The organism is Sulfitobacter pacificus (assembly GCF_030159975.1).
GTDB lineage: Bacteria > Pseudomonadota > Alphaproteobacteria > Rhodobacterales > Rhodobacteraceae > Sulfitobacter > Sulfitobacter pacificus.
Genome location: NZ_BSNL01000001.1, coordinates 2810310 through 2833513 on the forward strand (window position 1 = coordinate 2810310; position 23204 = coordinate 2833513).

Below are 23204 nucleotides of genomic sequence, written 5' to 3' on the forward strand. Positions count from 1 at the left end.
GCCTTATATACTGTCCGCACTCACAACATTGCGCCGCTCGCCAGCGTTCAATACCGCAACACACGCCCCGCGCCACTGACCACAAATTTACGCACCGCGGCAAAACCGGCCGGTTGCTTTTCATCCAACACCTGAAACACCCGCTGTGGCAAAATGATGCTCCGCTCCTGCCGCGTCGCGCCCAAATCAGGGCCTTGCGCCGCAAAAGGGTCCAGCGCAAAAACTTCACGCTCCACCGTCGAGAACCAGCCGGATTTCTGCTCAATCACCCGATCTGAAATCAGCTCCTCCTCTGTCCAGACCAAGGCCCAATCCTGTCCCGCTGGTGCTTTTGCCTCGGCCAGAACCTCGCGCAACGGCCCCGCCTGACGGGTGTAGCTGTGCGAATACATCGGCCCCAGATGGAACCGGCGCAGCCGTTTGGGATGCAGATCGTCAAAATCCTCGTCAAATCCCTTGGCAATCGTCAGCAGCTTCAGCCCGCCCAGCGCCTGCGCTGACAGATGCGCCTGCACCTCGGGCCAGCGTCGCTGGTCCTTGGGCAAGCCAATTCTACCGGTGTCCTCCATCTCCATCATATAGATGACCGGCAGGTTCACCTGGCTGTCATATGTCGCCCAGTGCAGGCGAAACTTTCGTCGTCCGTCAGCGATATTGCCCAACCATTGTGATTGCGGATCATTCTGCACCCAGAACAGATCACCCTTCGCCAATTCCTCGTAATACAGCCGCTGGGACAGGGCGAATTGCAACTTCGTGGGCAATTTCCGCTCGCTCAGGATCGTCTGCACCATCTGATCTTTCAGCGCCTCAACCGATGCCATCCCTTCCAGATGCGTGGCTGCCTGCTGCGCATCATTGGCCATGGTCATCAACTCTTCGGCCACCGGAAACCCGCTGTCACGACTGTCCATAGTCAGGGCGCCAAAGAACCGCCCTGTTTCGCGCCCTGCCAGCAGATATTTCAACCCTAACGCCTTGAAACTATGATTAAGCTTCACGGCATAGCGCGTGAGAATTACCACCTCATCCTCGTTCAACCGCCCTTCGGCCTGCATCACGCCGGCCACATGCAACATATGTTGCATGATACCCTCGAACTTGCGGAAATACCGGCGCGAACCATAGGTGCCGGACAGGTCAACGTGATCGCGCGAGAGGTTACTCATCAGGCCAACCAGCTAATGATGCCGCGAAACCCAAAGACTAAATCTGCAATCCATCTCGTCGTGACAGTCGTGCAGACTTCAGGGGTTGCCTTCATATCGTGACTACCCCCCATACTGATTGCTGTCATGCTTCTCGACAATCGCCTGGAACCGCCGTGCGAACCGCTCGTCGGCTTTGGCCTTGGCCTCCAGCACCTCACGGGCGAACACCATGTGATCCTCGTGTTTCTCCATCATCTCGGCCATGCGGGCATTGGTCGCCGCACCAATTCCCGCCATCGCCGACTGGGCCTCTTGATCCGTCTTCACGCCAATCTCGTTGATCCGATGCGCCACATCCTGCTGCTGCGCCGTCTTCAGGGATTTCGTTAAGGCGTCATACAAAACAACACGTTGCTTGGTATCTGTCTGTAGCTTGTTGATCAAAACCATCTGTGTCGCCGCCTGATTTTGCAGCGAGTCGATCCAGGTCTTGCCCTTTTCAATGTACCGCTCCAGCGTCTGCGACTTCGCCAGCTTGACCTGCTCCTCTTGAACCAAGGCGTTGTACTTTGTGTTTGCCTCGGCCAGCTCTGTCTCCAGCTTGGTGCGTTTGGCGGCATCGGTCTCTGACGCGATGGCGTTCTCCAGCTTGATGATCGTGGGATCCATGCCTTGCAAATCCGCCCGGATGGTTTCCAGCTCACCAACCGTAAACTCACGTTCATCCAACGTTCCAGTGAGGTTCTGTTCAACCTTGACCTTTTGCTCTTCCAACATCGCCAACTGCCCTTCCAGCAGTTGTACAATCGTATCCGATTTTGAAATCAGATCCTGCAATTTGTCATCAATAGAGGCGGACCGCACACGTTCCTGCCGCATCGCATCCGATTTGGCACCGGAAAAGATGCCGACAAAACTTTCCCAGCCGGTCTTGTTACGCATCTCGTCAAAATCGCGGCTGAACCCGGCGGTCACATCGTCCAGCCCCATGATCAGCTCAGCGATATTGGCATTCATCACTTCCGTATGGGCATGCACATCTTCCAATGTGGCATTCTCGATGTCGATCATCACGTCGTCGCCGGTTTTCATTTTGGCACGGGCGGTTTCGATCCGGCTGGTCAGCTCGGCAATCTTGCTCTGGGCCTCTGCCACCTGTGACTGCGATTCCCTGACCTGTGCATCCAAATTTGCCATCCGACACTCCCATTCTCTAATTCGTTGAACCCAATATAGGTGATGTAACGACGATTTACATCACCATCTCGCCTTGTTTCTTTGACTTTGGCAAAACCCTCTCCCGTTGAAAAGGGCTAACCCGTCCCATCACCATCGAGTTTCGCCCAGCCTACCAAGCTGCAAAGCAGCAGGAAAAACACGACTCCTCCAATGGCATATGCTCCCAGAGTTGCTTGTATATCTTCATACACCATCACCGTGCCCGGCTGCACCCGCGTTGAGGCAAACAGCAAGCTACCCGCAAGCAGCAGCCGCCCGACAAAACTTTGCAGTGACAAATAGGTCGCCCGCCCTGAATCTTCCAAAAGCGGCTGCATGCGCGCGACGATAAACGGGCGCGCAAATGAATTTGGAACCATACGCAGCAACAAAACCGCAATTGCCAGCGCTGAGTTGGTCAGCGCCAGAACCCCGATCAGCCCAATCTGAATGGCAAAAGCCAACAACAATATCGCTGCAAGCCCGATCCGCCGGCGCAGCGCCAAAGCCCCCAGCGACGCCAGAACCGAGACCAGCATCATCGCCGCACTGACCGCGCCACTGACGATGGGTGGCGACCATGACATGCCTTCAAGAGCCTGGGCAATAAACGGCTGACCAAAGACGAACGGCACATGGCTGAACCCGTACATCAGCACCGACAGTACAAATAACCAAACCAGTACGGGCCGCCTCAGGGCGTTGCGCAGCTGTCGCCATTGACCGGACAAGCCAGCACTATCCGCCGCCGCCCTTTCATGAGGCGGTTCGACAAAACGCCACGCTATGATTAGGGCCAGCGCCTGTGCCACCGCACCCGCACTGAATGCCCATGCCAAATTGTAACTGGCCAGAATACCGCCGGTGATCGCAGACAGGGCTAATCCCATCAGCGCAGCCTGCCAACCTCGGGTTTCCTGCGCCTCAATCTCTGCCTCGCGCTGCTGCGCCTTTAGCGATTCATACAGCAACGCATTGTCCGTGCCGGAACTGAACGCCGCGCTAGCCCCCAGACAGACCTGCGCCACCGCAAAAACCGCAAACCCCGATCCAACGGCGATCAACCCCGCCCCCAGCGCCCCGAAAAACGCCGCCGCCAGCAATGTACGCCGCCGGCCCAACCGATCCGACATATAGCCGGAGGGCACTTCCATAACCGTGGTTGCCACATCATATATCGCATAAAGCAGAATGGCTTCAGCAGCGGATAACGTGTTTTGAAACAGTAAAAACCAGATCGCCTGCCAGAACGTCAGGTTCTGGGCAAATTTGAACCACGGATATAGTTTCACATTCCGCATCATCGCGGCCATGCCCGTTGCTGCGCTGGTCTCAACCAGCGTTTGAGCCCGATCACCAGATCCCACAACTGTTCCCGTTCTCTTTCACATTCATTCCAGCTTCATCTGATCACCCCACGGCCACATCCCATGCCTACCACTTTCAATGTCATCCGCCCCGTCAAAAAACACCACCACGCTGAACGCGCCGCGACCCACCACGGATCACGCATTCGGATGCAAGGACAAACTGGCGCTGATGTGATGACCCGACAGCGGCTTTCACCCAAGAAAAACTGGACAAGTCCGAGCAAAATTGAAAGGTATCCCACAACCCTAGTGGAGAATCCCCATGACCAATGAAACCGACCTCAAGTCCATGTTGAAAGATCCCAGCCTGCTGGAAACCCGCGCCTATATCGGCGGCAAATGGGTGGACGGCGACGATGGTACTTTTGACGTCACAAACCCGGCCCGCGGCGATGTTGTTGCCAAGGTGGCCAATTTAAGCCGCGCACAGGTGGCTGGTGCCATTGCACAGGCCGAGGCTGCCCAGAAAGAATGGGCCAAGTGGACTGGCAAGGAACGTGCAGGCGTGATGCGCAAATGGTTCGACCTGATGATGGAAAACCAGGATGATCTGGGTGCCATCCTGACCGCTGAACAGGGCAAACCACTGGCAGAAGCCAAGGGTGAAATCGGCTATGGCGCGTCATTCATCGAATTCTTTGGTGAAGAAGCCAAACGCATCTATGGTGAAACTGTTCCCGGCCACCAGCGTGACAAGCGCATCACAGTGCTTAAGCAACCCATCGGCGTTGCGGCATCCATTACGCCATGGAACTTTCCCAATGCGATGATCACCCGCAAGGCAGCCCCTGCGCTGGCCGCAGGTTGTTCTTTTGTCGCCCGCCCTGCCGCAGAAACACCATTAAGTGCAATCGTCATGGGTGTATTGGCCGAACGCGCGGGTATTCCCGCAGGTGTGTTCAACGTGCTGCCCTCCTCCTCTTCCTCCGCCGTGGGCAAGGAATTCTGCGAAAACCCCGCCGTGCGCAAATTGACCTTCACAGGCTCTACCGAAGTGGGCCGCATCCTGCTGAAACAAGCCGCAGATCAGGTGATGAAATGTTCAATGGAGCTGGGCGGAAACGCACCATTCATCGTATTTGATGATGCCGATCTGGATGCCGCCGTCGAAGGCGCAATTCTGTGCAAGTTCCGCAACAACGGCCAGACCTGCGTCTGCGCCAACCGGATCTATGTGCAGGCGGGCGTTTATGACGACTTCGCTGCACGTCTGAAAGCCCGCGTCGAAAAGATGAAAATCGGTGACGGGTTTGAAGAAGGTGTTGACCTTGGCCCGCTCATCAACCCCGCCGCGGGCGAGAAGGTCAAGGAGCACATTGATGATGCTGTGTCCAAAGGGGCCACTGTCATCCTTGGCGGCAATGGCGCGATGGACGGAAACTTTCTGCCGCCCACCATTGTGACAGGTGTGACGCAGGACATGCAGGTTGCTCAGGACGAGACCTTTGGTCCCTTCGCGCCCCTGTTCAAGTTCACCGACGAGGACGAAGTCATCGCCATGGCGAACGACACGATCTTTGGTCTGGCCTCGTATTTCTACGCCAAGGATCTGTCCCGCGTGTACAAGGTTGCCGAGGCACTGGAATACGGCATCGTTGGCGTGAACACCGGTATCATTTCGACAGAGGTGGCCCCGTTTGGTGGCGTTAAGCAATCCGGCCTTGGCCGCGAAGGCAGCCACCATGGCATCGAAGATTACCTTGAAATGAAATACATCTGTATGTCCGTTTAAACCAGCCATAGGGCGGGGGTTTCCCCGCCTTACCCTACTTTACCTGCGGCTGACCCGCTGCCGATCAATCCGCGCCATCACCCTGTCAAACCGCGCCCAGGACATGGACGCCTTGTTTCCCGCATAGCCGTGGTAATGGGACTTGCCCGATGAATTCGGCAACCCCGCCCAGATCTTTGCCAGATTGTTCATAAATCCCTTACGCGTCAAAACCCCCGCACGGAACCTGTGCAGCCCCGCTTCGGCCAGCAGGACATCCGCCAACCGGTCCTGCAATGCCGGGCTGAACCGTTGTGATACTTTGATCCCTGCCTTTTGCGCCACCCGCCGCAGGGTGGCGGGAATAAACTGATACCGGCCAATGGCATGCGGCTGTCCGGGGGTGGCTTTGATCCACGCAAAGATCTCTGCCACTGTCATCTGGGTTGGTGGTTTAGCGGGTTTGATCCGCGCGCCGTGCTGCACCGCATCATAGCCATCACGCCGCGACTCTGCCTCTTGGATCAGGGCGCGGATCACCTGAATGTCAGAGCCACGCAAAACCGCCCGGGTCACGGGTGCAACAGCGGATGTATGTGCAGGCCGGGCCGAAAATAAACCCCTGTGGTCACGGCCAATAAACAGCGCGGCGGTTTGCCGTGACTGCGGGGAACGCGCGGCGACAAACAAGCTGCCCCGCTCTGCATTCAGCGCACTGCCGCCAAGGATAGAAACCGCCTCTGCATGGGCGGTTGCGCCCATCATCACCGCAAAAACAAACGTCAGGATGCGCCAAGCAAATTGCATAGATACCTCAAAATCGCCACCGGCTCTCTATGGCTCAAAAAAGTTTCCAAGCAGTTCAGAAATAAATTTTCCCCTGCGGCCAAGGATTGACGCAGGGCCTGCGTCATACGTAGGTGATGTTGATGCAAACCAACGATACCTCTCTCGCCCTTGCGGCAGCTGGTGGCGATGCTGGTGCCTTTGCCACTCTGATGGAGCGGCAATATGACCGGCTGTTCCGCCTATGCTTCCGCTTGACCGGATCACAGGCCGAGGCGGAAGATCTGACACAAGACATCTGCGCCGCCCTGCCCGCCAAGCTGCGCGGCTTCAAGGGCGAAGCATCCTTTACCACCTGGGCCTATCGTCTATGTGTGAACGCCGCCCATGACCGCCGCCGCCGCGCGGCAACCCACGCCAAGGCCGCAAGCGGTTGGGGTGATTGGGAGGTCAGCCGCCGCGCCGCAGATGCAGAGGCTGAAGAGGCGCTGGACTGGCTGACACAAGCCATGCGCGCCCTGCCTGATGACCTGCGTGATACACTGGCGCTGATCCTTGACGATATGACCCACGCACAGGCCGGCGATATTCTGGGCATCTCCGAGGGCACTGTCAGCTGGCGCATCAGCCAGGCCAAGAAACACCTCGCAACCCTGCGTAAGGAGGACACGCCATGAGCGACGACCTCGATGATCTGAAATCCCTGATGAACGCGGCCACCCCGCGCCCCGATACCACGCGGAAATCGGAAAATATCGCCTTGGCGCAAAAAAACTTTGCCGACCTCCAAGGATCACGGGATGGCGCACGTCTTACTTCTGATCGCCCGGAAACGGGCCTTATCTCAGGAGTAAAAAACATGTTGTCCACCCTTACCTCCCGCGCCGGCCTTACCGCATCTACGGCTATCGTTGCTGTTGGCCTTGTGATGCTGTCACCGCTGGGCGAATCCCTGCTGCCGACTAAACCGGATGCAGCCTTTGTTCCCTCCGCGCCGCAGGAAGAACCGGCGGTTGTGATGGAGAAAGCAACGGCCCCCACATCTTCACCCCTTGTTGAATCCGCACCGATGATAGCGGCGGACATGGCCACTGAAAGCATGGGGGGTGCGCCGGCACCGGCCATGATGGCCTCTCCTGCCAACAGCCGTATGATAATGGATCTGCCGGTGGTACGCCCCGAAAGCAGCACAGAAAATTTTGCCAACTCAGATGCCAACCCGGTTCAGGTTACAACGCAGAACCCGGTTTCAACCTTTTCCATCGACGTTGACACCGCGTCCTATTCCGTCATCCGCAACTCACTCACCAACGGCCAACTGCCGCCCAAAGACGCGGTGCGGGTTGAGGAGATGATCAATTACTTCCCTTATGACTATGCCGCGCCAACCGGCAATGACGCTTTCCAGCCCACTGTCACGCTGACCCCGACACCGTGGAATGCAGACACACAGTTGCTGCAGATCGGCATTCAGGGCGCGCTGCCTGATCTGGCGGACCGTCCGCCGCTGAATCTTGTGTTCCTGATCGACACCTCCGGCTCTATGGAGCAACCCAACAAGCTGCCACTGCTCAAGCAGAGTTTCCGCCTCATGCTGGGCCAATTACGCCCCGAGGATCAGATTGCCATCGTCACCTATGCGGGTTCGGCGGGTGAGGTTCTGGCTCCCACGGCGGCCTCTGAACGCAGCAAGATCCTGAACGCGCTGGACAATCTTGGTGCAGGTGGATCAACGGCCGGGCAAGCCGGGCTGCAACAGGCCTATGCCACCGCCGCCGCCATGTCCGAGGAGGGAGACGTGAACCGGATCATCCTCGCCACGGACGGTGATTTCAACGTTGGTCTGAACGACCCCGAGGCGCTGAAGGACTACATCGCGGACAAGCGCGACAGCGGCACCTATCTAAGTGTTCTGGGCTTTGGCCGGGGCAACCTTGATGATGCAACGATGCAGGCGCTGGCGCAGAACGGCAACGGACAGGCCGCTTATATCGACACATTGTCAGAGGCACAGAAGGTGCTGGTGGACCAATTGGGCGGTGCCTTGTTCCCGATTGCGGATGACGTGAAAATTCAGGTCGAATTCAACCCGGCCACCGTGTCAGAATACCGTCTGATTGGCTATGAAACCCGCGCGTTGAAACGCGAGGACTTCAACAACGACAAGGTAGACGCAGGCGACATTGGTGCCGGCCATCAGGTCACCGCGATTTACGAGGTCACGCCAAAGGGATCTGCCGCCGAACGCAATGATCCACTGCGCTATGACACGCCGGTAGTTACCGAGAATGCTAGCGACGAACTCGCCTTTCTGCGCCTGCGTTACAAAGCGCCGGGAAGTGATACCAGTGCTTTGGTCGAAACGCCGGTACAGGCGTCCGTCACCGGAGAGGCAGGTTTTGCCACCGCCATCGCAGGCTTTGGCCAACTGCTGCGCGACGGGACCTACACCGGCAGTTGGACCTACGCCGATGCAATCAAGCTGGCGAGCGAAACCAAAGGGGACGACCCCTTTGGCTACCGCGCCGAGGCGGTGCAGCTGATGCGTCTGGCGGAAAGCCTGTCGGCACAATAACCGACCCCCAAAAACAAAAAAGGTCCGGTGCGCGTGGCACCGGACCTTACAGAGTCTGTCTCGGGGGAGGAGGTTCAGATCTCTGTCACCGTCAAGGGCTGTCGGGTCATGCCCGAGCGGCCTCAGTTGACGGATTTCGCGTCGACGACATCTTTCTCCACCCGCTTCACATCAGAAGCGATCTGGATCTGGCGGGGTTTCAGGGCTTCGGGCACCTGCAACTCCAGCTCAATATGCAACATGCCATCAACATGCTCTGCGCCGGTCACCTGAACGTGGTCCGCAAGATGGAAACGACGTTCGAAGGCGCGCGTGGCGATGCCACGGTGCAGGTAGGTCTTGCCTTCATCCTCATCCGCCTTGCGGGCAGAAACGATCAACGCCTTGTCGCGCACCTCGACCGACAGGTCATTGTCCGAGAAACCCGCAACCGCGATCGAAATGCGGTACGCATCATCTTCAAGTTTCTCGATGTTATAAGGGGGGTAGCTTTGCGTTGTGCTGTCGGCGCGCAGGGCGCGGTCCATCATGTTTGCAATCTGGTCAAAACCGACGCTTGAACGGTAAAGCGGTGCAAAGTCATAGGTTCTCATCATATTCATCCTCATTCTAGAGCGATTGAACTACGGGCCTTCCACCATTGGACAGGCCCTGTTTCAGTCACCAAGACCCTCATCAGGCATCTTGATGTCACTCATGTGGGAAGGATGGATTACGGTTTCAAGACCCGTTCGCCCGGACAAATTTTGCACCCGAAGATGTCTTTCGCGTCCCGACGGTCACCCGCCGGATCTTAGCACCCGGACGGGCCTTATTGGCACGCATCTGGCGTTTCAGATCTGAAATCAGCTGCGGCAGCGCCATGCCGAAAGCCACTTTTTTGTCACCTCTGGCGCCAATCCCCGAAATCACGGAGGCAATCTGCCCTCGCCCGTTCAGATGGGTAAAGACCGGCGCACCGCTGGATCCAAAGGTCACATCGCAATCCATCACCACCAACCGTTCCTGCATCCCCAGCACCTGACACTGGTTCTGCCGCGACAGGGCGTCAGAACGTCCACGGCCATAGGATACAACGCTGACCGACCCCTTTGGCATGGCCCCGGAGAAAACCCGAAACGGGGCAAGTTGATGGCTTGGGATAGGCTCTGCCAAACGCACAAGCGCCAGATCATGGCGGATGTTATTGCCATCAAACCCCGCCGTAGGGTCGTAACCAACATGGGCCTCGATCTGCGACACCGTCCGTTTGGCGGCAGCATCACCATTGGTCAGCCCTGCGCGAAACGTAATATCTTGGGCAGCAACCAATTGCCCATTCTGATAAACGCAATGTGCTGCGGTCAACACCATATCCGGCGCAATCAACGTACCAGTGCAATAGCCATTGCGCCCAAGGTCCAACCGGCCCACCGATTGCCACGCCAGCGCGTCATTCTTTGTGCCCAGCTTGCGCAGCTTGGTGGAATCCGCCTCAGCCGCGCCTCCAAACATCAACGCACAAAGGGCAACCGCCGTGATCTGTGCAAAAACCCTCATGGTTTTACAAACTTTGCGCCGGTGCCAGCGTCGGCGTTACTCTGGCCCACCAATACCCGTTTACGCCGTGGTGCATCGTCTTGAAACACGCCTTTTCCGGCCACCAGTTCGGCTTGTAAAACCGCCAATGGTGCACCCAATGCCGTGCCCAATGAAACCCGTTCGCCGTCGACTTCTGCCTTCGCAGATACCACCGAAACAATATGTGCCTCGCCGTCATGGAAGGTGAAAATCGGCGCACCGCTGGATCCGAAATCTACCGAACAGCTGGTCACCAGCACCCCGTCCTGCTGGGCCAGAACCTTGCATACTTCTTGCAGGGAGGGCGCTTCGGACCGGTCTCTGGCATAGCTGACCACACCAACAGAATCCCCCGGACGGGGACGCGCGGCAGTGCCGAAAGGTTTGATTGTCGTATTGCGAATGGGACGCTGCAGTTCAAGCAGGGCCAGATCATTGCGCACACGACCCGAAGAGACATCACCGTCATAGACAAAATCAGGATGCACCACCGCGCGGCGCACATCACGGTAGGCCCCGGCCCGTCCGTTACGAAAGCCAGCAAGAAACTGCACAGTGCCGTGATCAATCCGCAGTTTCGTATCGCGATCAAACAGGCAATGCGCCGCCGTCAGCACTAAACGCGGCGCAATCAAGGCACCGGTACAAAATCCCGTGCCCGCGATATCCAACCGTCCAACCGCTTCCCATGCGGTGGCATCAACGCCCGAACTCAGGCGTTTTAGCCTTGCATCCTGTGCAAAGGCCGCCGTCGCGATGACGGTCATCATCAGAGTAAGAGCAACCCAACGCCGCAAAGAAATTCTCCATATTTGCTTTATTCAAGCAGCTACAGACGACTTGCGGCAAAATTAGGGCAAATCCGTTACCGTAATCGGGGAATGGCTGGATCATGCCGATTTTCGTGGGTTAAGCCCGCCGGTTTCGGTCCACCCGTCGCCCAGTCCAGCAGTTCAACCGTATGCACAACCGGCACCGATGCGGCAGAGCCGATCTGCATCATACAGCCGATATTCCCTGCTGCGATAACATCCGGATTCTTCGCCTCCAAAGTCCGTATTTTGCGGGATTTCAACTGCCCCGAAATCTCTGGTTGCATCAGATTATATGTCCCTGCCGATCCGCAACACAGATGCGCATCCGCAGGTTCCACCACTGTGAACCCGGCCTTTTTCAACAAATCTTTCGGATAGGTCTTGATCTGCTGGCCATGCTGCAAGGAACAGGCCGCGTGATAGGCCACAACCATATCCTCAGGGATGACCGCGCGCCCCTTACCTGCTGGCTCGTCCTTGCCCAAATCCATCAGAACCTCGGACACATCGCGGGCAATCGCCGATACCCTTGCCGCATCTGCCGCCAATGGATCATTGCGAAACATATGCCCGTAGTCCTTGACCGTGGTCCCGCATCCCGAGGTATTGATCACAATCGCATCCAACCCCTCACCATCCATTTCCGCACACCAGGCGCGAATGTTCCTAGCGGCACTGGCGTGGCTTTCATCCGTCTTGCCCATGTGATGGGTCAGGGCCCCACAGCATCCGGCCCCCTCTGCCACTACAACCTCTGCCCCCATCCGGGTCAGCAGACGGATCGTTGCATCATTGATATCGGTGTTTAGCGCCTTCTGCGCACAGCCTGTCATCAAGGCAACCCGTTTACGCTTTGGCCCCTCTGCCACAAAAGTCTGTGGATCATCGTTTCGGCTGACCGGCGGGATCACCTTGGGTGCCATTTCCAACATCGCCCGCAGCCGCGCATCCGGCATCAACCGCGCAAAAGGCCGCCCGATCTTGGCCCCCAGCAAGGCCACGCGAAACCGCATCGGATGTGGCAAAATCCGCGCCAACAACCAGCGCAAGGCCCGATCCGTAAAGGGCCGTTTATAGCGTTGATCAATATATTCACGCGCATGATCCACCAGATGCATATAATGCACGCCAGAGGGGCAGGTGGTCATACAAGCCAGACAGGACAGGCAGCGGTCAATATGTTTGACCGTCTTTGCATCCGGGTCGCGGTCATTTTCCAGCATATCCTTGATCAGATAAATCCGCCCGCGCGGGCTGTCCAATTCATCCCCCAGAAGCTGATAGGTTGGACAGGTTGCGGTGCAAAACCCACAATGCACACAGGCACGCAGGATCTCGTTACTGCGCTGGATCGCCGGATCGCTCAGCTGTTTTTCGGTAAATGTCGTCTGCATGATCGCTCCGGTAAATATATCAGGCGCAGCCGCGCCGCTTGTCATCAATTGGCACAGGCCGGTCCTAGGCGACCGCCCCCATCAACCCTGCATTAAACACACCTTTGGGATCAAACTGCGCCCGCAGCCCTGCGGTCAGCTTCGCCACACCCGCCGCCTCCGGGTGAAAGACGCCCAGACGCGCTTTGGTCTGCGCGCTGGCCCGCACAATCGTCGCATGGCCGTCAAACTGGTCCAGCCGCGCCCTAAGCTCGCTCCCCTGCGCCATCCGCAACCAGATCAGCCCACCGGCCCAATCCAGCAGATGCGCCTCTGCCCCCGCCTTGGCCAACAGCGCCGGGGCATCCGACGGTTTGCACGACACCCGCCAAATATCGCCTTCCTCCCCGTGGAACACCGCCACATCACGCTGCTTTTCCCAGAATGCCTCGGCCTCGGATGCCGTCAGGACCGTCATCTCGCCTGCCATACCGTTCAACTCGGTTTGCAGCCGACCAATGCGATAGGCCACACTGGCCTCAAATCCTTCAACCCGCAGTACAGTTTGCCCCTTGGCCGGATCATGCGCCGCTCCTGTCACCTCAAATGGGCTGCCCATCGCACGGCTCATCGCCGCAACCGCCTGACCATCGTCCAACCCATGCAGCACCAGCGCGGCCTGTGTCTCCACCCGTGGCAGAACCTTGAACGAAACTTCGCTCATCACCCCCAAGGTCCCGAACGACCCCGCCATCAGCTTCACCAGATCGTAGCCTGTTACATTCTTCATCACCCGGCCGCCGTTCTTCACGACAACGCCACGCCCATCCACAAACCGCACCCCCAAAAGGAAATCCCGCGCCGCGCCAACTGCAATCCGTCGTGGCCCGCTAACATTTGCGGCGAACACTCCCCCAATCGTCGGGCCGCCCTGACTGCCCACCAACCCGCGATGATCCATCGGTTCAAAAGCCAGCCGCTGGTTCTCCTGCGCCAGAGCCGCCTCAATCTCGTCCAGGGGTGTGCCCGCCTGTGCCACCATGGTCAGCGCCCCGGGTTCATATAAGATGATCCCTGACAAGCCCGCCACCGACAGCGCCGCCCCCTGCCCGGCCATCCCGCGGGTGTTGCCCCCTCGGATCGACAGGGGGTCAGCCGCATCTGCAACAAGCGCTGCCAGTTCTTGTTCACTTCTGACCATCATCTCTTTTTGGCCCCATATACTGTCCGCATTCTCATCCCCACAGTCTCCAGACAAGGCCACTCACTGCGCCGCCAACTTTACCGCACGCCGCCCTGCGGATGCATCCAAGGGGAACACCTTGGCGGGGTTCAACAACCACGCCGGATCAAACACATCTTTCACGGCCATCTGCGCCTCCAGATCCTCGGCTGCATATTGCACATGCATCAGATCGCGTTTTTCAATCCCCACACCATGCTCACCTGTCAGGCAGCCGCCCACCTCAACACATAACTTCAAAATCTCAGCCCCGAAGGTTTCGCACAGTTCCAGATCACCCGGCTTGTTGGCGTCAAACAGGATCAGCGGATGCATATTCCCGTCACCGGCATGAAACACATTGCCAACCTTCAACCCGAATTCCTGCGACATCTCGCCAATCCGGCGCAGCACCATCGGCAAGGCCGACACCGGGATCGTCCCGTCCAGACACATGTAATCATTGATCTGCCCCATCGCGCCAAAGGCCGACTTGCGCCCCAGCCAGATCTTGGCACTCTCCTCGGCAGAGCGGCTTTCGCGCAGTTCTACCGGATTGTGCCGCCGTGCGATTTCCATGATCAGAGCCAACTGGTGGTCGATCTCCGCGTCCGATCCTTCAACCTCGACGATTAACAAGGCCTCGCACATCGGATATCCGGCCTTGGCAAAAGCTTCCGTCGCCTCGATGCAGGGCCGGTCCATAAACTCAATCGCCACTGGCAACACACCTGCCTTGATGATGTCGCTCACGCAGGCCCCCGCAACCTCGTTGTCATCGAACCCCATCAACACAGGCCGCGCACCCTCGGGCGTGGGCAGGATGCGCAACGTCGCCTCCGTCACCACACCCAATTGCCCTTCGGAACCACAGATCAGCCCCAGCAGGTCCAGACCACCCGCGTCCATATACCCGCCGCCGATTTCCACCACCTCGCCGTCCATCATCACCATGGTCACGCCCAGCAAATTGTTCGTCGTCACGCCGTATTTCAGGCAATGCGCCCCACCGGAATTCATCGCGATATTGCCCGCGATGGCGCAGGCCAGCTGCGAAGACGGGTCCGGCGCATAGAAAAACCCATCCGCTTCAACAGCCCCCGTCACCGAAAGATTGGTCCGCCCTGTCTGTACCCGGATGAGCCGATTGTCATAATCGGTCTCAATCACATCATTCATCCGCGCCACCCCGAGGATCACGCAATCCGCTGTCGGCAAGGCCCCACCGGCCAGCGATGTGCCCGACCCACGTGGCACCACAGGCACCCCTTCGCTGTGACAAATGCGCAGCACGTCAGAAACCTCCTGCGTATTTGACGGCAACACCGCGACCATTGGCGGACAGCGATAGGCGGTCAGCGCGTCACATTCATAGGCCCGCGTTTCTCGTTCATCATGGATCACCGCGTCATCGGGAAGCACAGAAAGCAACCGCGCCACAACTCTTGCCTTGCGCGCAATCACCTCTGTATCCGGCTTTGGCATTTCCATGACGACATCCCTCACATTTTGGTAAAGTAATATTACCAATTATCAAGACTGGCAAGATACAACTTGCCGCAGTAAGAGCATATCATGACCTGGACTGAACGCCTTGCCCTGTTTACCCCTTCGGATTTTGCCGCCTTGTCAGTTCTGTTCGGCGTCTGGCTCCTTGTGGGCTGGCGCATTGAGCATCCAAGCGCCAAACGCCCCTCTGTCTCTATGATCATGGCCAATTATCGCCGTGAATGGATGCGCCAGATGCTGGACCGCGACCCGCGCATTTTCGACGCCCAGACCATCGCGACCCTGCGACAGGGCACGTCCTTCTTCGCCTCCACCTCGATGATTGCGATTGGTGGTGTGCTGGCGGTGATTGGCAATGCCAACAACCTTGCGGTGGTGGCCCAGGACCTGACACTCGTGTCCCATCCCCCCATCGTCTGGGAAATCAAACTGCTGCTGGTTGTCTTTTTCCTCACCAATGCTTTTTTGAAATTCGTCTGGTCAAACCGGTTGTTTGGCTATTGCTCTGTGATCATGGGGGCCGTTCCCAACGACCCAACAGATCCCCGCGCCCCCGATATGGCCAGAAAAGCGGGCGAGCTGAACGTGACAGCGGCGCGCAGTTTCAACCGCGGCCTTCGTGCGGTCTACTTCGCTCTGGCCTCTGTTTGCTGGCTGGGCGGACCGATCCTGTTACTGACTGGTGCAATAATGACACTTATTGTGATCTGGCGGCGGGAATTCGCTTCACAGTCGCGTGGCATCCTCTTGGAAAAAGAGTACAGCGGTTTACATACCCCTTGAATTAGCCCGGTGGTGCCATGTTTATACGTTTTATTCTCGCTCTGCTTGTTACCTCAACAGCGGTTCTTGCCGACCCGCCAAAGATTGAATCGGTCACAGCCAGACCATCAGGCGGCTATTGGACTTTTGACGTCACCCTGAAACATGCGGACACGGGCTGGGATCACTATGCAGATGCATGGCGCGTGGTCGACTTGGAGGGAAACGAACTGGGCCTGCGCAATCTTGCGCATCCCCATGTGAATGAACAACCTTTCACCCGCTCTCTTTCAGGTGTGGAAATTCCTGCGGACATCAGGGAAGTCGGCATTCAAGCCCGGGACAATCTTTCGGGATGGAGCAGTGAAATCAAAAGGGTCACGTTGCGCTAGCCGCGCCGCGACCCTGACCGACAGCCGACGCGGCACACCAGATCAATTGCCCTAGCTGAACCAGATGCCGTCATTTATGGCCGGGGCAACCAGCTGCTTGTTCTCATCACTCTCTGAAAAAGACACAAGCATCTCTTCGCGCCCGACATCCTGCGCGGCCTGTGCAAGCCAGAAATCATACCCGGCACTGTCAGGGGTGCGGTCCAGCACGTTCTCATAAAGCAAATCTATGAATTGTGCATCACCAAGACTGTCATTCCGGCCATAGGCCTGCGTGAATTCCGCCGATGTCAGAAATAACTCAGCCACTTCGGTCAGGGACAACGCCCCACTGTCAAGTTGCCCCATCCAGAATTCCAACCCCGCAGCGTCAGGCGTTCGGTCAAAGCTGGCTTGATACAGGCGATAGGCCTGACCGCTGTTCCCCTCAACATCCAGCGCGAGCATACCATCGTTAAACTGGATGCGTTCGACATGGTTCAGGATCACCTCTGGAGCAAACCCCTCTGCGCTCAGCACCGTGCGCCCAAACCCGTCAGCTGCAACCGTTGCCTCGCTTCTTTCGGCATCTACAACCAGCGTATCCGTCCCCGCAACGCTGTCGATAAAGACGATATTATCAGTCAATAGAATTAGGTCATCTGTTTCATCGCCCAGAAAATAATGCTTGTCAGACGTTGCCGGCGCTTTGCGCGGTATCGGTTCAGTTGAAGGCAAAGGCGTTGTATCAAGCGCGACCGTCAGCTCCACAACATCAAAGGGGTTCAGCTCAAGCGCGATCAGGCTGGCGTCGGCAAACACCAGATCTGTCAGCGTCACATCAACATCATGTTCGTTATAATAATAGGGCAGACCATCCACCAAGACGCTGTCGGCCTTTTCACCGGCGTTCCATTGCAAACCATTGGAACTTTCTCTGTCCATCGAGATTTGCACGGCCCTGACCGGCCCCGCGACGGGTAACTTGGCGGCTAGGTCCAACGTGAAATCCGTGACCTCCAGGCTACGTGAGGTGATGTAGAACACCATTTCCTGCGCATCCGCATAGGCGGTTACCGAAATTTCTGGCAAGCCGTTTGTAAAGCTGGCCGAAACCAGTTCCTTCCCCACCAAGGCCTCCGACATCAGATCAAAAACTGCGCCTTGCGCTGAGTTGGTTAACCGCCCCTGCGCGTCCAGCCACACCCCTTCGTCAGTGTCCAGCGTCAGCGCCGTGCGCGAATGGTAATCCAATGCCCAGACATGCGCCCCATCAACACCGATCGCAATCATGTTCTCGAATTGCTTGACCATGCTGGACCCGGCCACCATACCATGCTGCGTCTCAGCTGTGGTTTTCACATTCCACTCGGTAATATGCAGGTCAAGATCCCCACCCAGACGGGAGGACCAGATGTCAAAATCCTTGTTGATGTTCTTTACGCTACTGTCGAGGTCGGCAAAGACGTAATCCAGCTTGTTGTAATAATAATGCTCCGTCACCCCATCAATTGCAGCGCGCGCCTCATTGCTCAGCTGGTCAATGATCTGGTTGTTGGCCGCCTGATTGCGCGCCATGAAATCCGATATTCCCGGCACTGCGGGAAATTCTGATCCCAGATTACCCGCCGTTCCCATCTGCACCAGAATATCCGGCTGATCCACCTCGGCCACACCTGCCGCGGCCATCCCCCGCGCCAGCGCCTCGGCCCCAAGCGAAGCCTTGATGCCATATGAGGTTTCACCCATTTCCCAATATTCGTTACCCATTTGAAACGCCGCAATGACATCACCGTAACGTTGCATGACCGCAGTGGTAAAAACCTCGATCTCTTGCGCGAATGCCGCATAATCCTCTGCGGAAAGATGTTTGGTAGGAATGATCAGGGTTGTTTTGGTCGGTGTACCATTGGCCGTGGCCTGCACACACCAATCCAGAAAATCAACCAATTCAGACCGCAGGCTGCCACCTTTCATCTCAACGATATTGATGGCGTTTTCACCCTGTACCGGCAACTCACCCGCCGCATTTGGTTTAAACGGATCAAGGTCGGCCTGGCCACCGCCGAAACGGATGTTCTGCACACCCAAAGCGGCCGCGGCATCGGCGTATTCATCTGTCGGGACACCATCATCAGTCAAACCAAAAACCGCATTGGCCCCGAACATGTCCGAAGACACAAAAAGGCCTGATTTTTGAAGACTCGAAAGCACCAATACCGACATCAGCGGATCACCTCACCTCACCTCATAATCTAGGGAACTCCCATTCCCGGCAATTATGGCACCCACCGTCTCGAGAATGCCAGAATTGACGTACAATCTCCAAGCAAATCATTGATAATATATGAAATAAGGCGGTTTGAACAAAATTGAGTATACTATCAGCACACAATCCTAAGGCTGAAAAACAACTGTTCGTTAACCAGCAACAATAATAAGGCTGGACAGGCCTGCTCTCAGCTCACGAAAGACCGGTCACCCTAGATTCCGTACCGCACAAAAGCCCAGATCATCGCGACATAAGTCAGTTGATGCATCAACTGATCAACGCCGAACGCACGCCAATATGCCGCATCGGTCGGCCCGTGTTTCTTGCGCTGTGAATAGCACCCTTTGACCCAGTCAATGTGATAGTGGGCCACCCATTCAACCACACAAATAATCACGGAAAACAATAGGGTTGCACCGCAAATCTTGAGAACAAGGAACGACAGGATGGCATGTAATGCCGCATGTTCTGTCCGACCCAGATGCACATAGGTGCTGCGCCCGGCAAGCATGCGGGGGGTCTGCAGGAAGTAATCCGCAAACATATGTTTGCCCTGCAATAGTATCAGGACCAAGAGTGCCGAGTTCAGCGCCGTATCCAAGATTTTTTCTCCTCCTTTCTCATGGTAATGAATTCAGAACGCGGCGCAATTCATTTGATTTCGAAGCCCCGCTATTGCTAAGCCTGTTATCATATCCTTTGACTCCTACGATTTTCCGGACAATTTCCATCGAACGTTCATTGTTTTCATTTATCTGGAAGTACTCCAAACGTGACCAGCTGATCCTGCTGGCCGTGACCCTCACCCTATTCCCACTCCTGTTTCTGACGCTCGAACTTCCCAAACGCATCATCAACGATGCGATTGGTGCTGCCTCAGACAACATCAATTTCTTCGGGGTCACTGTTGATCAGATCACATTCCTGATGCTTTTATGCGGCGCTTTCCTGCTGTCGGTGCTTGGCCACGGCATCATGAAGATGCGCATCAACACCATGAAGGGGGTGCTGGCGGAACGCCTGCTGCGCCGCCTGAGGTATACGCTCATTGCCCGCATCCTGCGTTTTCCTGCCCCTTATTTCGAACGCACCAGCCAGGGTGAACTGGTATCGATGATCACATCCGAATCCGAACCAATGGGCGGTTTGATGGGCGATGCCGTCGCGCAACCGGTGCTGCAAGCGGGCCAGATGCTGACGATCCTGGTGTTCCTGTTCATGCAAAGCATCGCCTTTGGCCTTGCCGCCTGCGCGCTGATCCCGTTGCAGGCGTGGCTGATCCCCAAGCTGCAAAAACAAATCAACCTGCTGAACAAGAAACGCGTGATCCAGATCCGCGCCCTGGCAGCAGAGATCGGCGAAGGGGCCGCCGGGGCAAGCACCCTGCGCACCAATGGCGGCTGGCGCTACCGGCTGGCGCTGTTTTCCGAACGTCTGGGGGCGCTTTATGCGATCCGGTTCGAGATCTTCCAGAAAAAGTTCTTCATGAAGTTTCTCAACAACTTCATCGGCCAGCTTACGCCGTTCTTCTTTTATTCCATCGGGGGGTACCTGACCATAACCGGCGAGGTCACCGTCGGCGCATTGGTCGCGGCCCTTGCGGCCTACAAGGATCTGTCCAGCCCGTGGAAAGAACTGTTGGCCTATTACAATCAATCACAGGATATGGCCCTGCGCTGGGAGGTAATCATGGAGCGGTTTGCGCCCAATGGCATGGTTCGAACAGAATTATTCAACAGCGACCCCGGCGATATCCCGTCACTTGTGGGCGATGTTTCCCTTGATGGGATCAGCGTACAGGACGCCGACGGCAACCCCGTTCTTGAAGAGGTCAGCGCCACCTTTGCCCAAGGCAGCACCGTCGCCATCACATCACCCAGCGACGAAGACCGCCGCGCATTGGCCGAGGTTCTGATGCGCGAGATCATCCCGTCTTCAGGCAAGGTAACCCTAGCCGGCGAACCTCTGTCAGAGTTGCATCAGGCAACAATCGCCAAACGGATTGGCCATGCCACCTCTCGACCTGTGATGTTTCTGGGCAGCTTTGGGGACAACGTAGTTTTGCCCCTTCGGCTGCGCCCGTCAGAGGATGGTGCTCTATCCGCTCTAGGTCTGGAAAGTGCGCGTGCAGGCAACAGCACCGATGCATCAACTGCCAATTGGTTCGATCTGGATGACATGCAGATTGATGGTGAAACCGGGTTGCGGGCCTGGTGGTTGTCCCTGATCAAAGGCATGGAAATCGACCGCACCTTATTCCTGCGCGGGTTGGATCAGCGCTTTGTCGCAGAGGCGCACCCGGAACTGGCTGACGCCTTGGTCAAGCTGCGGCCTGAAGTTTCCGAACAACTGCAAAAATCGGGGCTGATTAAACATGTGCATGTCTTTGACAAGGATTTGTTTAATCCCGCGCTTCCGGTTGCGGAAAACCTGATTTTCGCCACCCCGAAACAGGTCATCACCCCGGCTCTTTTGCAGGACCAGACAGAGTTTATGGCACTGCTTGCCAAGCTGGGCCTTGAACAGGATTTGCTGCAACTGGCCGCAGATACTGTTGATGTCCTGCGCCAAACCTTTGGCGTTGACGGCACCGACCACCCGCTGTTTCGCAAGTTAGGGCTGGACCCGGCCACCTTTGAAGCTGCCGTTGACTTACGCGCCAAACAGCGCGACGGCACCACGCTGGAAACTGCCGACAAAGCTTCCCTGATGGCTGTGACCTTTGCCATATCTGCGGAAAAACTGGGCTCTGCCTTCCCGGACATGATCATCAACCGCGTTCTGGAAATTCGCAAAACCCACGCCGCCGACCTGCAACAAAGCCTGTCTGGCCTGATGAGCCCGATCACCCTCGACAGCCCTGTTGCCGGGCTGACCGTGCTGGAAAACGCGCTGTTCGGTAAAATCGCCGAAAACGCCGGACCTCAGGGCGATGCCCTGCGTGCGGTGGCGGTGGATGCACTATACGCGGCAGGGCTGGAAGGGCTGGTTCTGGATCTGATCTTTGACCTGCCGCTGACGCTGGGCGGCAAGAATCTTTCGGCCATGTTAACCGAAACACTTGCCATCAGCCGCGCCACGATCAAACGGCCACAGGTGCTGATCCTCGACAATGTACTGTCCAGTTTCGATGCCCCAACCCGCGCCGGGCTGCACGACCGCTTGCGTGGTCTTTTACCAGAATCAACAATCATCTGCCTGCAACCCAGCTTTGACGACACCAGTGGTTTTGATGCTCAGTTCGTACTGCAACAGGGGCGCATATCGACCCTCGCCAGCGCCGCCCCCGTGGATGAGGACGACACGGTTGGGGCGGATCTGTCACGCAAACTGCGCGCGCTTGAACAAACCGATCTCTTTGCCGGGCTAGAGCGCAAACAGCTGCGTCTGCTGGCCTTTAGTGCGCGCTGGTATCAGGCCAAGGCAGGCGAATATGTGTTCCACAAAGACGATGACCCCTCCAGCGGGGCCTATCTGATCACCGAAGGTGAGGCGGATCTGTTGCTGCCTGTGGAGGGCAAGGACGACATCCTAATTGCCACCTCCGGCGCGGGTAAACTGGTGGGCGAACTGGGGCTGATCCGCAATGAACCGCGCGCATTGGACATGCGGGCGGCCAGCGAATTGACCTGCCTGCGTATTGGCGCAGAGGAGTTTCTGGACGTGGTCGGCAGCGATGCCCGCACAGCCTACAAACTGTTGCAGGTTGTCGCCGGATATGTCTCCTAAGGTCTTGCCCTATGCTTGGCCGCTGAACTGCGCCAGCGTGATCCCCGCCGCTTCCAGCTGACGCCGCACCGAACCGGCAATCTGCACCGCCTCGACCGTGTCACCATGCAAACAAATCGTGTCAATCCGTGTCGGAATATGTTTGCCGCTTTGGGTGATGATCGCACCGGCCTTGACCATCTCGACCATGCGTCCGCCGGCAAGGTCCGCGTCATGGATCACCGCACCATCAAGGGACCGGTCAACAAGTGTCGCATCATCGTTATAGGCGCGATCGGCAAAAATCTCACCGGCCCAGGCACAGCCCAGCGCCTCAACCGCTTTTTGCTGCGCTGTGGCGGCCAGAACCATTATGATCAGATCAGGGTCTACACTCAACGCCGCCTCATAAAGGTCGCGCGCCATCCCTTCGTCCTCTGACGCCATATTCGCCATCGCACCATGCAACTTCAGATGCCGGACGTTCGCGCCTACCGATTTCGCCATGCCAAGCGATGCGCCGACCTGAAACCGCACCTGATTTTGCAAGGTGGCACGCGGCACCGACATGCGGTTCCGGCCAAATCCGGCAAGGTCCATAAACCCCGGATGCGCCCCGATCCCAACCCCGTTCTGATCCGCCAGTGTCATCGTCGTGGCCATTACATCCGCATCCCCCGCATGCCCGCCACAAGCAATATTGGCCGAGGTGACGATGTTCAGCAGGGCGGCGTCATCCCCCATCTTCCAGGCCCCAAAGCTTTCGCCCATGTCGGCATTCAGATCCACGGTTGGCATGGC

At 57.2% G+C, this 23204-nt stretch carries 19 protein-coding genes; 6 read left to right on the forward strand and 13 right to left on the reverse strand.

The window, feature by feature from the left end; genetic code table 11:
* Nucleotides 1-47: 47 nt before the first annotated feature.
* From QQL78_RS14180 to QQL78_RS14190, 3 genes are all read right to left on the reverse strand, one after another.
* Nucleotides 48-1169 (reverse strand): hypothetical protein, encoded by a 1122-nt coding sequence (locus tag QQL78_RS14180; RefSeq protein WP_284374453.1) that lies wholly within the window; start codon nucleotides 1167-1169, stop codon nucleotides 48-50.
* Nucleotides 1170-1271: 102 nt separating this feature from the next.
* On the reverse strand, nucleotides 1272-2348 hold the full coding sequence (locus tag QQL78_RS14185; protein WP_284374454.1) for a coiled-coil domain-containing protein: 1077 nt from the start codon (nucleotides 2346-2348) through the stop codon (nucleotides 1272-1274).
* Nucleotides 2349-2464: 116 nt separating this feature from the next.
* On the reverse strand, nucleotides 2465-3736 hold the full coding sequence (locus QQL78_RS14190; RefSeq protein WP_284374456.1) for an MFS transporter: 1272 nt from the start codon (nucleotides 3734-3736) through the stop codon (nucleotides 2465-2467).
* 265 nt (nucleotides 3737-4001) lie between these two features.
* Here QQL78_RS14190 and QQL78_RS14195 point away from each other — a divergent pair, with 265 nt between their 5' ends.
* Nucleotides 4002-5471: an NAD-dependent succinate-semialdehyde dehydrogenase gene (locus tag QQL78_RS14195; RefSeq protein ID WP_284374458.1), complete on the forward strand. Its 1470-nt coding sequence runs from the start codon at nucleotides 4002-4004 to the stop codon at nucleotides 5469-5471.
* 39 nt (nucleotides 5472-5510) lie between these two features.
* Here the strand turns inward: QQL78_RS14195 and QQL78_RS14200 are convergent, their stop codons facing one another.
* Complete coding sequence (locus QQL78_RS14200; RefSeq protein WP_284374459.1) at nucleotides 5511-6257, reverse strand: lysozyme family protein; 747 nt, start codon at nucleotides 6255-6257, stop codon at nucleotides 5511-5513.
* Between the two features lie 122 nt (nucleotides 6258-6379).
* Here QQL78_RS14200 and QQL78_RS14205 point away from each other — a divergent pair, with 122 nt between their 5' ends.
* Nucleotides 6380-6913: an RNA polymerase sigma factor gene (locus tag QQL78_RS14205; protein WP_284374461.1), complete on the forward strand. Its 534-nt coding sequence runs from the start codon at nucleotides 6380-6382 to the stop codon at nucleotides 6911-6913.
* On the forward strand, nucleotides 6910-8811 hold the full coding sequence (locus QQL78_RS14210; RefSeq protein ID WP_284374463.1) for a vWA domain-containing protein: 1902 nt from the start codon (nucleotides 6910-6912) through the stop codon (nucleotides 8809-8811). The genes QQL78_RS14205 and QQL78_RS14210 overlap by 4 nt, the downstream gene beginning before the upstream one ends.
* Before the next feature lie 122 nt (nucleotides 8812-8933).
* Here QQL78_RS14210 and QQL78_RS14215 read toward each other — a convergent pair whose 3' ends face one another.
* From QQL78_RS14215 to QQL78_RS14240, 6 genes are all read right to left on the reverse strand, one after another.
* Nucleotides 8934-9404 carry an Hsp20 family protein gene (locus QQL78_RS14215; protein WP_284374465.1) on the reverse strand — a complete coding sequence of 157 codons (471 nt, stop codon included), beginning with the start codon at nucleotides 9402-9404 and terminating at the stop codon, nucleotides 8934-8936.
* A 127-nt stretch (nucleotides 9405-9531) separates the two neighbouring features.
* Nucleotides 9532-10350 carry a trypsin-like serine peptidase gene (locus QQL78_RS14220; RefSeq protein ID WP_284374467.1) on the reverse strand — a complete coding sequence of 273 codons (819 nt, stop codon included), beginning with the start codon at nucleotides 10348-10350 and terminating at the stop codon, nucleotides 9532-9534.
* Nucleotides 10347-11141, reverse strand: a complete 795-nt coding sequence (locus tag QQL78_RS14225; protein WP_284375600.1) for a trypsin-like serine peptidase — start codon at nucleotides 11139-11141, stop codon at nucleotides 10347-10349. Before QQL78_RS14225 ends, QQL78_RS14220 begins: the two co-directional genes overlap by 4 nt.
* 95 nt (nucleotides 11142-11236) lie before the next feature.
* Nucleotides 11237-12580 carry a glycolate oxidase subunit GlcF gene (gene glcF, locus QQL78_RS14230; protein ID WP_284374469.1) on the reverse strand — a complete coding sequence of 448 codons (1344 nt, stop codon included), beginning with the start codon at nucleotides 12578-12580 and terminating at the stop codon, nucleotides 11237-11239.
* Between the two features lie 64 nt (nucleotides 12581-12644).
* Nucleotides 12645-13763 (reverse strand): glycolate oxidase subunit GlcE, encoded by a 1119-nt coding sequence (glcE, locus tag QQL78_RS14235; protein WP_284374471.1) that lies wholly within the window; start codon nucleotides 13761-13763, stop codon nucleotides 12645-12647.
* A gap of 60 nt (nucleotides 13764-13823) precedes the next feature.
* Nucleotides 13824-15272 carry an FAD-linked oxidase C-terminal domain-containing protein gene (locus QQL78_RS14240; protein WP_284374472.1) on the reverse strand — a complete coding sequence of 483 codons (1449 nt, stop codon included), beginning with the start codon at nucleotides 15270-15272 and terminating at the stop codon, nucleotides 13824-13826.
* A gap of 84 nt (nucleotides 15273-15356) precedes the next feature.
* Between QQL78_RS14240 and QQL78_RS14245 the strand changes: the two genes are divergently transcribed.
* Both QQL78_RS14245 and QQL78_RS14250 read left to right on the forward strand, forming a co-directional pair.
* On the forward strand, nucleotides 15357-16073 hold the full coding sequence (locus QQL78_RS14245; RefSeq protein WP_284374473.1) for a DUF599 domain-containing protein: 717 nt from the start codon (nucleotides 15357-15359) through the stop codon (nucleotides 16071-16073).
* Nucleotides 16074-16090: 17 nt separating this feature from the next.
* Nucleotides 16091-16444 (forward strand): hypothetical protein, encoded by a 354-nt coding sequence (locus QQL78_RS14250; RefSeq protein ID WP_284374475.1) that lies wholly within the window; start codon nucleotides 16091-16093, stop codon nucleotides 16442-16444.
* Between the two features lie 51 nt (nucleotides 16445-16495).
* Here the strand turns inward: QQL78_RS14250 and QQL78_RS14255 are convergent, their stop codons facing one another.
* Both QQL78_RS14255 and QQL78_RS14260 read right to left on the reverse strand, forming a co-directional pair.
* On the reverse strand, nucleotides 16496-18604 hold the full coding sequence (locus QQL78_RS14255; RefSeq protein ID WP_284374476.1) for a DUF4214 domain-containing protein: 2109 nt from the start codon (nucleotides 18602-18604) through the stop codon (nucleotides 16496-16498).
* Nucleotides 18605-18906: 302 nt separating this feature from the next.
* A complete protein-coding gene (locus QQL78_RS14260) occupies nucleotides 18907-19296 on the reverse strand; it encodes a DUF3307 domain-containing protein (RefSeq protein WP_284374478.1) in 390 nt (129 codons plus the stop codon).
* A 140-nt stretch (nucleotides 19297-19436) separates the two neighbouring features.
* Between QQL78_RS14260 and QQL78_RS14265 the strand changes: the two genes are divergently transcribed.
* The gene (locus QQL78_RS14265) at nucleotides 19437-22424 is read left to right on the forward strand and encodes an ABC transporter transmembrane domain-containing protein (protein WP_348540754.1); all 2988 of its coding nucleotides are present in this window, start codon (nucleotides 19437-19439) and stop codon (nucleotides 22422-22424) included.
* Nucleotides 22425-22433: 9 nt separating this feature from the next.
* Here the strand turns inward: QQL78_RS14265 and QQL78_RS14270 are convergent, their stop codons facing one another.
* Nucleotides 22434-23201 (reverse strand): LamB/YcsF family protein, encoded by a 768-nt coding sequence (locus QQL78_RS14270; RefSeq protein ID WP_284374483.1) that lies wholly within the window; start codon nucleotides 23199-23201, stop codon nucleotides 22434-22436.
* Between the last annotated feature and the right edge of the window lie 3 nt (nucleotides 23202-23204).